The 15,003-nt window shown below is 46.8% G+C and carries 11 protein-coding genes; 4 read left to right on the forward strand and 7 right to left on the reverse strand.

What is annotated here, in order from left to right:
• Nucleotides 1-203: 203 nt before the first annotated feature.
• The 3 genes from BM607_RS01295 to nadK form a co-directional block, all read right to left on the reverse strand.
• Nucleotides 204-3,008, reverse strand: a complete 2,805-nt coding sequence (locus BM607_RS01295; protein WP_071939132.1) for an FAD-binding and (Fe-S)-binding domain-containing protein — start codon at nt 3,006-3,008, stop codon at nt 204-206.
• 64 nt (nt 3,009-3,072) lie between these two features.
• The gene (locus BM607_RS01300; RefSeq protein ID WP_006085150.1) at nt 3,073-4,716 is read right to left on the reverse strand and encodes an L-lactate permease; all 1,644 of its coding nucleotides are present in this window, start codon (nt 4,714-4,716) and stop codon (nt 3,073-3,075) included.
• Nucleotides 4,717-5,751: 1,035 nt separating this feature from the next.
• Nucleotides 5,752-6,630 (reverse strand): NAD(+) kinase, encoded by an 879-nt coding sequence (nadK, locus tag BM607_RS01305; RefSeq protein WP_012588194.1) that lies wholly within the window; start codon nt 6,628-6,630, stop codon nt 5,752-5,754.
• 100 nt (nt 6,631-6,730) lie between these two features.
• Between nadK and grpE the strand changes: the two genes are divergently transcribed.
• Nucleotides 6,731-7,351: a nucleotide exchange factor GrpE gene (gene grpE / locus BM607_RS01310; protein WP_006080881.1), complete on the forward strand. Its 621-nt coding sequence runs from the start codon at nt 6,731-6,733 to the stop codon at nt 7,349-7,351.
• Nucleotides 7,352-7,502: 151 nt separating this feature from the next.
• Here grpE and dxs read toward each other — a convergent pair whose 3' ends face one another.
• From dxs to xseB, 3 genes are read right to left on the reverse strand one after another with little or no spacing between them, the layout of a single operon-like run.
• The gene (gene dxs, locus BM607_RS01315) at nt 7,503-9,371 is read right to left on the reverse strand and encodes a 1-deoxy-D-xylulose-5-phosphate synthase (RefSeq protein ID WP_071939131.1); all 1,869 of its coding nucleotides are present in this window, start codon (nt 9,369-9,371) and stop codon (nt 7,503-7,505) included.
• 21 nt (nt 9,372-9,392) lie between these two features.
• A complete protein-coding gene (gene ispA / locus BM607_RS01320) occupies nt 9,393-10,274 on the reverse strand; it encodes a (2E,6E)-farnesyl diphosphate synthase (RefSeq protein ID WP_071939130.1) in 882 nt (293 codons plus the stop codon).
• 2 nt (nt 10,275-10,276) lie between these two features.
• On the reverse strand, nt 10,277-10,516 hold the full coding sequence (xseB, locus tag BM607_RS01325) for an exodeoxyribonuclease VII small subunit (protein WP_006080884.1): 240 nt from the start codon (nt 10,514-10,516) through the stop codon (nt 10,277-10,279).
• A 314-nt stretch (nt 10,517-10,830) separates the two neighbouring features.
• Between xseB and pomA the strand changes: the two genes are divergently transcribed.
• From pomA to thiI, 3 genes are all read left to right on the forward strand, one after another.
• Entirely contained in the window at nt 10,831-11,598 is a 768-nt protein-coding gene (gene pomA / locus BM607_RS01330) for a flagellar motor protein PomA (RefSeq protein ID WP_006085155.1), read from the forward strand.
• A 3-nt stretch (nt 11,599-11,601) separates the two neighbouring features.
• Entirely contained in the window at nt 11,602-12,534 is a 933-nt protein-coding gene (locus BM607_RS01335) for a flagellar motor protein MotB (protein WP_006080886.1), read from the forward strand.
• Nucleotides 12,535-12,994: 460 nt separating this feature from the next.
• Nucleotides 12,995-14,449: a tRNA uracil 4-sulfurtransferase ThiI gene (thiI, locus tag BM607_RS01340; RefSeq protein WP_006080887.1), complete on the forward strand. Its 1,455-nt coding sequence runs from the start codon at nt 12,995-12,997 to the stop codon at nt 14,447-14,449.
• A 131-nt stretch (nt 14,450-14,580) separates the two neighbouring features.
• Here the strand turns inward: thiI and BM607_RS01345 are convergent, their stop codons facing one another.
• On the reverse strand, nt 14,581-14,823 hold the full coding sequence (locus BM607_RS01345) for a hypothetical protein (protein WP_071939129.1): 243 nt from the start codon (nt 14,821-14,823) through the stop codon (nt 14,581-14,583).
• Between the last annotated feature and the right edge of the window lie 180 nt (nt 14,824-15,003).

Consider the following 15,003-nt stretch of genomic DNA (forward strand, 5'->3'; position numbering starts at 1 on the left):
AAGTAGCCCTAATTTAGTAAATGAACTTGTAGATTTTTGCAAAAATGAGAATATTTTAACTTACTGATTATGTTGGTTTAAAAATGTATTTATTCCGTTTTAGATTTATCGATAATATTAAAAAATGAATAAATGAGAATAGTTCGCTTATATAAACAAACGGGGCTAAATATCGCCCCGTTGTTTACTACTGTCATACCAGATTAGCGGCTGCACTCTTCGAGCAGATAAGCTAAGTGGCGATAGGAAATGCCACTGTGCTGAGTGAGGCCGACTTCACACATACGGTTGGCGTAATAGCCTTCCTTAATCTCGACAGGAATGAGCTTTTTGATATTACGCAGCGCGCTGGCGTTGATTTCAGGCTTATACAAGCCTTTTTCACCCGCGTAACCGCAGCAGTCAATTCCCGCAGGTTTGAGCACTTGCGCAGAGCAGGCATCGGCAATTGCTTGCATTTTAGGCTCAAGTTTCATCTTGCGTGCGCTACAACCTAAGTGCAGTGCCACATTGACTTTTTTGCTGATGTTGAGCTTAGTCAGCAGGTTGTCATGCATAAACTCAACTAAGTCGATAATCTGCACTTTTGGATTACCCGACAAAGTCCGGTAAGTACAAGACAGCGCATCGACGACCACAGGCAGCTTGCCGCCATTGGTCATTTTGCTCACCGCATCGATAAGCTCTTGGCGTTTGGCATCGGCGTTTTTAAAGTCTCCCTTAGATTCCCACATCTGGCCGCAGCATAAATCGCGGGTTTTCTCAGGTGTAATCACGTTATAACCCGCGCGTTCCAGTAGCGTCACGACTACTTCTGGCAAAGTGCGGTTATCGGGATCTTTTGGCGTTGGGCCAAAGGTTCTGCCACCACAGGCTGGGAAGTAGACCACCGTTTCTTGGCCTACTTTTGCAGGTGATGGTTTTGGCAGCTTGCCGCCTTTCGGGAAATCAGGATTCCAATAGGGCACTTCTTTCGAAATCAGGCGGCCGGTTTTCATCAGCGCACTGGTGATGCCATCGCCAGTGATCTTGTGGATCACGCCGAGCATGTCAAAACCAGAGCTGATCACTTGGTTAACCGCGCCAAAATGTTTGGCTTGGAAATCTAATACTTTCTGTTCAGTGGTACTGATGTACGGCGTGCGCAGTTTACGCACCAGTTGGCCCATGCTGTTATCCACAGGACACGCAATAGTACAAAGCTGACACGCGGCGCAGGTATCAACCACATCGTATTTAGCGGCGGCGCGCATTTCGGCTGCGGCGGCTTTATCGCCAGACTGCTCTAAGCGCTCGATTTCACGCAAAGTGGCAATACGTTGACGCGGCGAGAAGTTAAGTGCCGATGTTGGACAGGTTTTTTCGCAGAATCCACATTCGATACACTTATCGACAAAATCATCGACCACAGGGCAGGGCTTAATATTTTTCACATGCACTGTGCTGTCATCGTTCAAGATAACGCCAGGGTTAAGCATGCCTTCGGGATCGAAAATGTGCTTGATGCGTTTCATCAAGGTGTAGGCATCGGCGCCCCATTCCATTTCTACAAAGGGCGCTACCGCGCGTCCCGTGCCGTGCTCGGCTTTCATTGAACCGTCGTACTTGTGGATCACCATTTCGGCGACATCTTGCATAAAGCCTTGGAAACGTTCGATATCGGCTTGCGATGCAAAGGTCGGCGTGATGATAAAGTGGAAGTTACCCGCTAATGCATGGCCGTAAATCACCCCTTCTGGGTAGCCATGCTTGTTGAATAATGCGGTTAAATCCGCCGCCGCTTCGGCTAAATGTTCAACGTTAAAGGCTACGTCTTCGATAATAACTGAGCTGCCCTTAGGACGTTCGCCGCCAATAATTGGGAATAAGCCAGAGCGCATTGCCCAGTATTTGCTGTAAACACTGGCATCGCTACTGAAGGTAATGGGGCGTTCAGTTTTAAGGTGTGACAGTTTGGCAATTATATCTTGGGTGTAGGTTTCTAAGGTTTGCGCATCGTTAGCGCGGGATTCAATCAGTAGAATTGCAGCGCCTTCAGGTAATGTGCTCAACCAATCTGGCATGCCTTTTTTGCCAGTCACGGCTTTGATGGATGCCCAGTCGAGTAATTCGGCGGCGGCAACACTGTCACCAATAATCGGCGGAATCGCACTCGCGGCATCCACCATGTTAAAGAATACTGCCATAGCGGAGGCTTTAAATTGAGCTTCATCAACTGTGTGGTAAGTGACTTCTTCCACAAAGGCTAAAGTGCCTTCTGCGCCGACAATCAAGTGGTTAATCAACTCGAAGGGATCTTCGAAATCTACCAGTGAGTTGATGCTGTAACCTGTGGTGTTCTTGATGGAATATTTTTTACGAATGCGCTGGGCGAGGACTTCATTGCTGCGGGTCAGTTTTGCTAACGCAGTCAACGAGTCTAATAATTCGCCATGGGATTGGGTAAAGGCCGCTTTGGATTTGTCGCAGCCTGTGTCTAATTCAGTGCCATCGGCAAACAAGAGTTTGACTGATGCTATGGTTTGATAGCTGTTTTGAGCCGTGCCGCAGCACATGCCTGAAGCGTTGTTGGACACAATCCCGCCGACCATGGCCGAGGTTAATGTGGCTGGATCTGGGCCTATCTTTTTATTCAATGGTTTAAGTGCAGCGTTGGCATCGGAGCCTATCACGGCCGCGCCAAGGGTGATCTTGTTGCTGTCTGGGCTGACTTCTATGGTTCTAAAACCATCGTGGCCTAAGATCAGCAATATACCATCGCCAATGGCTTGGCCCGATAAACTTGTGCCAGCAGCGCGAAAGGTAACTGGGACCTTGTGAGCGCGAGCAATGGCTAGGGTGTGTTTTGCCTGCTCGAGATTATCAGCATGAACAACAATTTCTGGCACTATGCGGAAATAACTCGCGTCGGTAGACCAAGCGAAGCGGCGAACAGGATCATTGGATACTGCGGACTCGCCGAGCAGTTTAATTAAGTCTTTATATACAACGTCATAATTAATTGACATAAGGCTACTCTCTTAACGCTAAAAATGACCAAGGCCGCCGCAGCGACCTTAGTTTGCAATGGGCTTAGAAACCACCCCAAAGGGTAGCAATAGTGCCCGCAAGTAATGCATAACCAATGGCGACTGGCATGGTTTTACGGATGATTTCAGACTCTCTACCGGCCATACCGACTACCGTTGCAGCCGCAACCACGTTCATCACACACATCATGTTACCCGCGTTCGCACCTATGCCTTGTAGGGCAAGGACGAGAGCGTGGTTCATGCCGATATTGTCAGCCACACTGTACTGTAGGCCTGAGAACATCATGTTGGAGAAGGTTGCTGAACCCGATAGGAAGGCACCAAAAATACCGACGATAGGCGCCATCCAAGCCCATACTGCGCCCATGGAACCTGCCAACATATCTGCTAATGCGACAGGCATAGAGGCTAAGCCCGCACCATTCACACCTGAGTTTAAGAAGATTTTCACCATAGGCACGGAAGCACCTAATGAAATAATGGTAGGTAACATGGATTTACATGACACACCGACCGTTTGCTTAATCGCAGGGCTTTTCATTTTGAATAGGAAGAAACCTAAGATACACACGGCAACGAAGAAGGCACCAGGCGCATATAAGGTGGCGAAGCTCGCCTTAAGTTCAGTGCCCATTAAGCCTGTCCAGCTGATGTTAAAGCCAGATAACCAGGCTTTTAGCGGTGCAACAGTACGTGACAGCACTAACAGCGCAGCCATGATGATGTAAGGTGTCCAAGCGGCGATTTGGGAAAATTTAGCCGTGGTTTCCACTTTGGCGGTTTCTTGGTTGTCATTTTCGGCAAAATCATTCCAAGCGGCTTTAGGCAGTAAGTAGCCTTTGCGAGCGACTGGGATCACCATTGCCATACCGATTAAAGAACCGATAACCGATGGGAATTCTGGGCCAGCAACATAGTTGATGATCCACGCTGGAACGGTAAATGAAAGACCTGCAAAAATCGCAAATTTCCAAATCGCTAAGCCTTCTTTGAAGGATTTATTGCGACCAAAGAAGCCTGTCAGAATCGATACCATCACTAATGGAATTAACGAACCTGTGATTAAATCGATAGTGATCATGTGCATTGCAATAAACTGCGCAAAGTCAGCATAGGTGCCGCCATGTTCAGCAATTTGCGCCGCAGCCATGCTTACGCCGCCTTGGGTTAAGCCTTGCTCCATACCAAAGAGTACAGGTAGACCAATCGCACCGAAGGACACACAGGCTGAGTCGGCAATCAAAGCAACAACCGCTGCGGCAACTGGTGGCACGCCAAGCAGTACGAGCAGTGGTGCGCCAATCGCGGCGGGTGTACCAAAGCCTGCACTGCCTTCGATAAAGGCACCAAATAACCAACAGATGATGATCACTTGCACACGGGCATCGGCGCTGATGTTAGTGAAACCTGCGCGGATAGTGTCCATCGCACCTGAATATTTCAGGGTATTCAGTAGGAACACAGCACCAAAAATGATGGTTAAAGGTGTGATGGCTGAGAGCAGTCCTTCAAGGACCGATGCCGCCAGTAATGTGGTATCCATTTGCCAAATAAACACAGCGGCGAGCGCAGTGACTAGCATGGAAATGGGCATAGCCTTTGATGCGGGCATTCTGAGTAATACTAGGAATAGCATTACACTGAGCACAGGCGTCAAGCTGGCGAGGAGTTGAAGTATTGTCATGCTTGCCTCTTCATAAAGTGGTCTGTCTTATTATTGATATTAGAATTTTTCATCTGCCTTCATGTCGACTTCCCAGACCGATAAATCAGCAGTTAATACTGCAACGAGTTATGGTCTCGACATTCTGTGTTGTGTACTAGACGCTATTGTGGGCTTGACTAATATGATCTAGATCATCTTGGCTGCTATATGAAATGCTAATTTACAGTGCTGCGGGACACTTCTCTCAGGGGATTTATCTATCTGTGACAGTGATCACTTAGACGGCTAGGCGTATATCTATTTCGATTATATTAAATTTAAGTTATCGGTATTTTAGTTATTAAAACTAGAGTTATCACTCAAGTTGATGGTCATTATTGCAATTAACTGATCCATTTATTTCATTAATAGGCTGTTATTGGTTTTTTAAGACATTTTTAAGGTGTGATTAAGGTCGCATAGGGTGATGCTGCTGAATTGGCGATGTTACGCTGGCACATTTCAAGCTATTGTTATAGTTGACTAATATTGCAGTTGGTAGGTGGTTTTTTATAGTGATCCAGATCACTTTTTTAAATGGTGGAATTTTCTTGTGATGCATGTCACTTAATTAATTTTACTTTAATATGAAATTAAATAACCGTTATTTAAGTTACTTTCAGTTTATTTGAGCGAACAGTGCGCCTTAAATGTCGATGATATTGAGCGGCTAACGCAAATATTGAAATTAAAAGTCACCGCTTCTAATAGCTTAAGCTGAATTATTGAGAGTACAGGGCTAAATTGAGGCAAAAAGTTCACGTAATAAAGCGAAAGACTGCTGTGCGAACTTTTATCAGACTGGTTAGTGATATTAATTCGCAAATGCGATGGATGAGAATGTCAGCTCGTTTATTTAATCTAATGGGTAGTTCACTCACTATTATCTCAATGAGATCTTCTCGTATTTAGCCGCCGTTTTTTCTGGGGATATAGAAGGAATAAAAAAGAGACGGGAGACGTCTCTTTTATGGGGAACGATAATTAATGGGAATAGGACAAATATGCGCTGGCTTAAAACAACTTGCTGCCCCAGCCTAATTTGGTCCGTAGCACGTGGAAATAATTGTGCCCTTTTGGATGGATCAAACGTAACCGTTCTGAGCTACGGCGCACTATGATTTCATCGCCCGGTAACACGGCTAAATGCACGTGGCCATCACAGCTGACTTCGAGGTTCTCGCCATTGTCCGGTGACACCACCATTTTAATGGTGCTGCAGGCATCGACGACAATCGGGCGGCACGACAAAGTGTGCGGGAACATAGGCACTAAGATCAGGGCCTGCAGATTAGGCGTCAGGATAGCGCCGCCAGCGGAGAGGGCATAAGCCGTTGAACCCGTTGGCGTTGACACTATCATGCCGTCGGCACGCTGACTGTACATGAACTGATCGTCAATATAGACCTCAAACTCAATCATGTGGGCAATTTTACCCGGATGGAGTACGGCTTCGTTGACAGCGGTATTGCTCGCCTTGAGCATACCGTGGCGATAGACTTCGGCTTCGAGTAAGAATCTGTGCTCGGTATCAAACTCACCGTCGAGGACTTTGGCGAGTGCTTCTTCAAAGGCATCTGGCGGCAGGTCGGTTAAGAAGCCCAAATTGCCGCGGTTAACGCCAATCACGCCTAAATCGAAGCGGGCTAATACCCTAGCGGCGCCAAGCATGTTACCGTCACCACCGACGACTATCGCTAAGTCGCAGCGCGCGCCAATTTCTAGTAAATCGACCGCCTCGATATTGGGCCCTAGTTCGGCAGCAACACGCTCTTCCACTAAGACTTCAAAGCCTTGCATTGTCAGCCAATGATGCAGACGTTTTAAGGTTTGGTTGGTCCCTTGGTGATGAGGTTTGCCGATAAGGCCGATAGTATGAAACTTTGTGGTCATATTTATGCTAGATCTGGCCTTAGGCCTTGAAACGTCAAAATTGATCCCCATAATATGCCCAGAGTATTTCAGAAACAAAGCATTTTTAGCTGGAGTGAAAATGAGCAACGAATCGATTAAAGCAGAACAGGATCTGATCCAAGAGGGTGTAGAGTCTGAAGTATCTACCGCAGAAGCAAGTCTGATCGATGAGCTTACCCAGGCCAATTTCCGTATTGAAGAGCTGGAACAGTTACTCGCTGAAGCTTTGGCGAAAGTTGAAGAGCAGAAGGATTCAGTCATCCGCGCTGCAGCCGAAGTCGATAATATTCGTCGTCGTGCCGCAATGGATGTGGAAAAGGCGAACAAGTTTGCCTTGGAAAAGTTCGCCAATGAACTTTTGCCAGTACTTGATAACATGGAGCGCGCATTGATGGGGACTAACCCAGAAGATGAAGCGACTAAATCGATTTATCAAGGTGTTGAGTTAACTCAAAAAAGCTTACTCACTGCGGTGGCTAAATTTGGTGTTAAGCAAATTGATCCACAAGGTCAGTCATTTAACCCAGATCAACATCAAGCGATTGGCATGCAGCCAAGTGCTGAGTTCCCTGCGAACACTGTGATGTTGGTGATGCAAAAGGGTTATGAGCTGAACAGTCGCTTGCTGCGCCCTGCTATGGTAATGGTGTCACAGGGTGGCCCTAACCAAGAAAGCGCAACGATAGATATCGAAGCTTAAGCTTTATTGGAACAGCCGCTGTTCTAACAGACAGCAACAAAAAAGGACTGCAATTGCAGTCCTTTTTTTATGGGCGAAATCTGAATCGGCAAACAGAATCGGTCAGCAGTACTTGACCGAGTTCTCGCTCTTACGCCATCTATTGAATCACTTATTGCGCTAGATAAGCATTGATTTGCGCCAGTATGCCTTCGGCATCCAGTTGCAAGTCATGGGTAACTTCCTCGGGTGAGCCATGTTTGATAAATTCATCAGGCAAACCAATCTGAAGCACGTCCTTGGGCATTCGCAGCTTTTGAAGCTGTTCAAGCACGCCAGCACCTGCGCCGCCCATGATGGCATTTTCTTCCACAGTGACGAGCACTTCGTGGGTTTGCGCCATCTCTTTGACTAAATCAACATCGAGCGGTTTTACAAAGCGCATATCGACTACCGTTGCATCTAAGCTTTCGGCAGCGGTTAACGCCGAGGCTAACAAGGTGCCAAAGTTGAGAATGGCAATGCGTTTGCCCACACGTTTAATCACGCCTTTACCAATCGGTAATGCCGTCATCGCTTCGACTTGCGTCGCTCCCGTGGCACAGCCCCTTGGATAACGCACTGCACTTGGGCCTGCATCATAGCAATAGCCTGTGTAGAGCATTTGACGACATTCATTTTCGTCCGACGGCGCCATGATCACCATGTTGGGGATGCAACGCATAAAGCTTAAATCGAATGCACCTTGGTGAGTTGGACCATCGGCACCGACAATACCGCCGCGATCGATAGCGAACAATACCGGTAATTGCTGTAGCGCCACATCATGAATAAGTTGATCGTAGGCGCGTTGCAGGAAGGTCGAGTAAATCGCCACCACAGGCTTAAAGCCTTCACAGGCAAAACCTGCGGCTAAAGTCACTGCATGCTGCTCGGCAATCGCCGCATCGAAATATTGTTTCGGGAAACGCTGGGAAAACTCAACCATACCCGAGCCTTCGCGCATCGCAGGAGTTATGGCTAATACTTTCTCATCTTGCTCGGCAATGTCGCACAACCATTTGCCGAAGACTTGGGAAAAGGTCGGTAAACCGGGTTTGGTGGCCGGCTTTTTAAACAGCGACGGGTCAAACTTAGGTACGGCATGCCAACCGATAGGATCTTTTTCAGCAGGTTCATAACCACGACCTTTCTTCGTCATGATGTGCAGCACCTGTGGACCTTTAAGATTGCGCATATTACGCATGGTCTCGACCAGAGCATCAACATCGTGGCCGTCGATAGGACCGATATAGTTGAAACCTAACTCTTCAAACAGGGTGCCAGGAACGACCATGCCTTTGAGGTGTTCCTCAGTGCGTTTGGCCATTTCTTTGATGACGGGCATGCCTTTCAATACTTTCTTGCCGCCTTCGCGCAGCGTAGTGTAGAAACGGCCTGACATCAGTTGGGCTAAATGGTTATTGAGGGCGCCGACATTTTCAGAGATCGACATTTCGTTGTCGTTCAGTACCACGAGCATGTCATTGTGTAAGTCGCCTGCGTGGTTCATGGCTTCAAACACCATACCACCAGTCATGGCGCCATCACCGATCACGGCAACGACTTTACGACCCGCTTGTTCTTTTTCTGCGGCAATCGCCATCGCCAGTGCGGCGCTGATAGACGTGCCTGAATGCCCAACGCTGAAAGTGTCGTATTCACTTTCTTCACGCCATGGGAAAGGATGCAAGCCATCTTTTTGGCGAATGGTGTGCATCTTGTCGCGACGACCCGTGAGAATTTTGTGGGGATAAGCCTGATGGCCCACATCCCAAATTAGCCGATCAAAAGGGGTGTTGTAGACATAGTGCAACGCAACAGTGAGTTCCACTGTGCCGAGCCCAGAGGCAAAATGTCCGCTGGATATGCCAACAGACTTAAGAAGGAACTCGCGCAGTTCGTCGGCTACTTGTGGTAAAAGTGCCTGAGGAAGCTGGCGGAGTTCATTAGGGGTGTTGGCCTGCGCCAACACGGGAAACTGAGAAATGTCCAAACTCATAGCGAGATACTTCGACTCTTATTATATTCTTCGCTCAATGATATAGCGGGCGAAGTCTGCAATTAACTGGCTATTGTATGGCAATTTAGCCAGCGCTGATAGTGCCTCTTGGATCAGTTGTTTGGCGGTGTCTTGTGCACCTTGTAGTCCAAGTAGTTGTGGAAACGTACTCTTATTCGATTCAGTATCAGAGCCTTGCGGCTTACCGAGTTCTTCGGTGGTGGCTACGATGTCAAGGATATCGTCTTGTACTTGAAAGGCGAGTCCGACCGCATGGGCAAAATCCATCATAGCAGCATACTGACTTTTTGGCGCGTTTGCGGCGATTAACGCTAACTCAACGGCGCAGCTGATAAGGGCGCCCGTTTTCATATTATGTAACTGAGTTAATGCTTTAAGATCAATATGTTTATCTGTTGAGGCTAAGTCTATCGCTTGGCCGCCACACATGCCACGATAACCTGAGGCTTTTGCCAATACTCTGACCATAGCGATATGTTGCTCGCTGCTGATCCCAGGGACCGCTTCGGTGACAATTTCAAAGGCTAAGGTCTGCAGTGCATCCCCCGCTAAAATGGCGGTCGCTTCATCAAAAGCGATATGCACTGTGGGCTGACCACGGCGCAGTTCATCATCATCCATGGCGGGTAAATCGTCGTGGATCAATGAATAAGCATGGATACATTCAATGGCTGCGGCGCAAGCATCTAATTTTTCGAGCTCGACCCCAAACATACGTCCGACACTGTAGACAAGGAAAGGTCGAATGCGTTTGCCACCCAATAAGGCGCCGTAAGTCATGGCGGCTTTTAATTGGGGAGCAGTATCTTCAAGCGTACTAAAACGCTGTTTTAATTGATTATCAACCCGTTGTTGATATTCTTGAATGGCACTGACTAACACGCTTATTCGCCCTCAACGGCATAGGGGGATAGGGGCGCATTTTCATCTTGTTTCAGTAAAATGGCCACTTTTTGTTGGGCTTGTTCGAGTTTTGCTTGGCTATTTCGAACCAGATTGATGCCACGTTCAAATTGTTTTAACGCGTCATCGAGGGAGATATCGCCTTGTTCTAGATCGGCAACAATGCGCTCGAGTTCGCCAAGGGATTCTTCAAAACTGAGATTTTCGGGTTTCTTCGCCACGTTTATGCTTCCTTTGATTTAGCGGACACAAGGTATATCAGGGCGGCTTTAGGGTCAAATTCAGACTAAAGATATTTGCTCAATAGCACGCTTTGTTACTGAAATTTTTTCAGAAAATATAAATTGTCGCTAAACTTGCTTAGTGTGTGTCCGATAACTGACAATAGTATCATCATTTGTATGGTAATTTTTAACTGGATAGACAAGGCTCGCATGTGTGTCGGTGGGATTATCTTACTCAGTGGAACAACTGAGTGTTATTGCTTACCTAGGGTAAGTATTATGTCGTTTATTACGAAAATTGAGGAGCCGTTGTGGATTTAGCAACAGTAATTGGAATTGTGGGTGCCTTTGGTTTTATCCTCGGGGCAATGGCCACCAGCGGCGGTTTAATGATTTTCGTTGATGTACCCTCGATTCTTATTGTTTTCGGTGGGTCCTTCTTCGTGGTGATGATGAAGTTCAATCTTAAACAGTTTTTTAGTGCGGTAAAAATCGCCGCCAAAGCGTTTATTTTTAAGATTGATAAGCCAGAAGATTTGATTGAACAGTCCGTGACTATGGCTGATGCCGCCCGTAAAGGCGGTTTTTTAGCCTTAGAAGAAGCGCAGATTACTAACAGCTTTATGCAAAAAGCCGTCGACATGCTTGTTGATGGTCACGATGGTGAAGTGGTGCGCGCGGCCTTAGAGAAGGATATTGCGCTGACCGAAGAGCGCCATCGTACTGGGATCGGCATTTTTAGAGCGTTTGGTGACGTAGGTCCGGCAATGGGAATGATAGGTACGCTGGTGGGTCTTGTGGCCATGCTGTCAAACATGTCAGATCCTAAATCCATCGGCCCCTCGATGGCGGTGGCCTTGTTAACAACCTTATATGGCGCTATGGTCGCTAACATGGTTTGTCTTCCTATCGCGGATAAGTTAACGCTTAGGATGGGTGAAGAAATGCTGAACCGTAATTTGATTATGGATGCGGTATTGGCGATTCAAGACGGACAAAACCCACGGGTGATTGAAGGCTTCTTGAAAAATTATCTGGCTGAGAAAAATCGCAAAATAGATACAACGGACGGAGAGTAGCCCATGGCTAAGGCTAAGTGCAACTGTCCACCGGCCGGAGCACCGATGTGGTTGGCGACCTTTGCTGACTTGATGTCGCTGTTGATGTGTTTCTTCGTGTTGTTATTGTCATTTTCCGAAATGGACGTAATGAAGTTTAAGCAGATCGCGGGCTCAATGAAGTATGCCTTTGGTGTGCAAAATAAGGTGGAAGTCAAAGATATCCCGAAAGGGACGTCTGTTATTGCCTTAGAATTTAGACCAGGACGTCCCGATCCCACGCCGATTGAAATTATCAACCAGCAAACCAATGAAATGACGGAACCTGTATTGGATTACCAAGCGGGTGAAGACGACAGTGCTGGCGGCGTTCAGCAGCAAAGTGGTTCTCAGCGTGGTGGTGAAGCCACTGCAACGGCGCAGGAAGTGGCCGATGCGGTTAAAGCCGAAGCGGCAGCGGCGCAGGATAAGATCAATCAAGAAGTGAAGAAGATGGCGCAGGAGCTCAATAAAGAGATCACCGATGGTGCGATCGAAATTGAGTCCTTAGGTCAGCAGATTATTATCCGTATCCGTGAGAAGGGTGCATTTGCCTCTGGTTCGGGCTTCCTTCAACCGCGATTTAAGCCTGTAGTGCGATCTGTTGGCGAACTGCTAAAAGATGTGCCGGGGATTATTACGGTATCGGGTTACACGGATGATATGCAAATCAGCGATGAGCTTTATAGCTCTAACTGGGATTTATCCAGCAAGCGCGCAGTAGCAGTGGCCCACGAGTTAGTGCAAGTTAAAGGCTTTGATTCTAAACGGATGAAAGTGGTGGGCATGGCGTCTAATAACCCGATAGTGCCAAACGATTCACCGGAGAATCGTGCCCGTAACCGCAGGGTGGAAATTGCCATTGAGCAAGGTAAAGCGAAGGAATCTGATGAGATTCAGGTTGGTAATTCGCCTTAGGTAGCTTGGTACTCACCGCATCTAAAGCTGCAATCCTGTTGCGGCTTTTTTATTGGGCGAATGTGGACTTTTCATTTTTTACTAACGCTTTGTGCATCAAAGCGCTGTGGTTGATTTGAATCCATTTGGGCTTTACGCCAATCGCAGAGAGTGTGTTATCCCTAAGCTTCCTTCAACCTTACCTCAACGACTTATCTCAAATAATTCATTTCAAACCACTCATTTTAATCAGGGCAATTCAAACTGAGTGAATAGGTTTAGTGACATTATTCCAACCGAATTCGCTTAAAAATCCCGCCGTGACTTAATCACTAATACGCCATTAATCCGCCATGAATGTGGCTTGTGTGGCTGTTTGCGATGCGCGCTGAAACTCGCATTTTTAGGTCGCTTGGGTATATAATCCCCCGATTATTCTTTTAACCAATTTTGCTGTTTTAAAATTGCCCGCGGAAATCCCATGAAGTTTATTGTAAAGCTGTACCCAGAAATCATGATGAAGAGCAAACCCGTAAGGATGCGCTTCACCAAAATGCTCGAAACCAACATACGTAATGTGCTCAAAAAAGTCGACGAAGACGCTAAAGTTCAACGTCAGTGGGACCGCATTATGGTAATGGTGCCAAAGGATAAGCCTGAATTGGCACAAGCCTTCGGTGAGCGTCTGGCGTGTATTCCTGGCATTGCCCACGTAGTGCAAGTGGATGAGTACAGCTTCGAATCTGTGGACGATATTTATCAGCAAGTCTTGCCTGTTTACCGTGACCAACTCGCGGGTAAAACCTTCTGCGTGCGAGTGAAGCGCACTGGCGATCACGATTTTAATTCTATCGAAGTGGAGCGTTACGTCGGCGGCGGCTTAAATCAGTTTACCGATGCTTTAGGTGTGCGTTTAAAGAATCCCGATATTACCGTTAACCTTGAAATTGAACGCGATAATCTTTACATGGTCACTAAGCGTATTGAAGGCTTAGGCGGTTTCCCAATGGCGACACAGGAAGATGTGTTGTCTTTGATTTCTGGTGGTTTTGACTCAGGTGTGTCTAGCTATCAATTTATCAAAAAAGGGGCGCGTACCCATTATTGCTTCTTTAATCTGGGCGGCGCGCAGCATGAAATTGGCGTGAAGCAAGTGGCTTACCATTTGTGGAAAACCTACGGCGAATCCCACAAGGTGAAGTTTATCTCTGTACCTTTTGAGCCTGTGGTCGCTGAGATTTTAGAGCGTATCGATAATGGCCAAATGGGCGTAGTGCTCAAGCGTATGATGATGCGCACTGCGGCGCGTATTGCCGACCGTATGGGCATTCAAGCCTTAGTAACCGGTGAAAGTTTAGGCCAAGTATCGAGCCAAACGCTGACCAACTTAAACGTGATTGACCGCTGTACTGAGCTGTTGATTTTACGTCCGCTGATCGCCATGGATAAACAAGACATTATCAACGAGAGCCGTAAAATCGGCACCGAAGATTTTGCCAAGTCGATGCCTGAATATTGTGGCGTGATTTCGCAAAAGCCAACAGTTAAAGCGGTATTAGCTAAAGTTGAAGCGGAAGAGAAGAAGTTCTCTGAAGATTTGATCGATCAAATCATCGCCCAGTCTGTCACTATTGATATCAGGGAGATCGCAGAACAAATGGATACTCGGATTACTGAGACTGAAACGGTCGCCAGTATTGATACCAACCAAGTGGTCATTGATATTCGCGCCCCTGAAGAAGAGGAAAGCAAGCCGTTGCAAATTGAAGGTATTGAGATTAAACGTATCCCATTCTTCAAGTTAGCGACTCAATTTGCCGATCTCGATAAGCAAAAAACCTATTTGCTGTATTGTGAGCGTGGGGTGATGAGTAAATTGCAGGCATTGTATTTAATCGAGCAAGGCTACACTAACGTCAAAGTGTATCGCCCATAAATCCATGCAAACTTGCCCACTGACATGTCTTGTCAGTGGGAAGTGCCCATAGAGATTGAATACAAAAAAGCCGCATATGAATGCGGCTTTTTCTTTTGGTCTTCGCGGTGAAAACCTGAATTGGTGTTGTCTTATAAGCTATTAGGCTTAACGACCTGCTGATTTGATGCGACATCATCTGCGGCAATCAATAGTGTGGCTTCTTGCAGCACTTCTTGGTGCATTTTATTCATTGCAGCGGTTAAGTCTGCAGTGATACTAGCTTGTAAGTCGCGAGTATCGATGACGATTTCGTCAACGAGTACATTAGCACTGGCATTTAAGCTGAGTGCTGAAATTATCGCTAACGCAAACGCTGATTTTAAATTAAACATAGTCGCCTCCGGGCTGACAAATTAACGCTGTCAGACATTCCCATCACCAACTTTGAGATTGTCCAACTAGGGTGTTTCATAGATATAAGTGTTTCGTGGATACCGCTGTTTCAATGGCGCAAAATTTAACCAAAATCACTGGCCTTTACAAACGATTAAATGTAACAATACGGATTAGAA

Source organism: Shewanella sp. SACH, assembly GCF_001887095.2.
Lineage (GTDB): Bacteria > Pseudomonadota > Gammaproteobacteria > Enterobacterales > Shewanellaceae > Shewanella > Shewanella baltica.

What these genes read in the sequence shown, in the direction of transcription:
- BM607_RS01295 (WP_071939132.1), bottom strand. Translation starts at nt 3,008, where the DNA reads ATGTCAATTAATTATGACGTTGTATATAAAGACTTAATTAAACTGCTC.
- BM607_RS01345 (WP_071939129.1), bottom strand. Translation starts at nt 14,823, where the DNA reads ATGTTTAATTTAAAATCAGCGTTTGCGTTAGCGATAATTTCAGCACTC.
- nadK (WP_012588194.1), bottom strand. Translation starts at nt 6,630, where the DNA reads ATGACCACAAAGTTTCATACTATCGGCCTTATCGGCAAACCTCATCAC.
- thiI (WP_006080887.1), top strand. Translation starts at nt 12,995, where the DNA reads ATGAAGTTTATTGTAAAGCTGTACCCAGAAATCATGATGAAGAGCAAA.
- dxs (WP_071939131.1), bottom strand. Translation starts at nt 9,371, where the DNA reads ATGAGTTTGGACATTTCTCAGTTTCCCGTGTTGGCGCAGGCCAACACC.
- BM607_RS01335 (WP_006080886.1), top strand. Translation starts at nt 11,602, where the DNA reads ATGGCTAAGGCTAAGTGCAACTGTCCACCGGCCGGAGCACCGATGTGG.
- grpE (WP_006080881.1), top strand. Translation starts at nt 6,731, where the DNA reads ATGAGCAACGAATCGATTAAAGCAGAACAGGATCTGATCCAAGAGGGT.
- BM607_RS01300 (WP_006085150.1), bottom strand. Translation starts at nt 4,716, where the DNA reads ATGACAATACTTCAACTCCTCGCCAGCTTGACGCCTGTGCTCAGTGTA.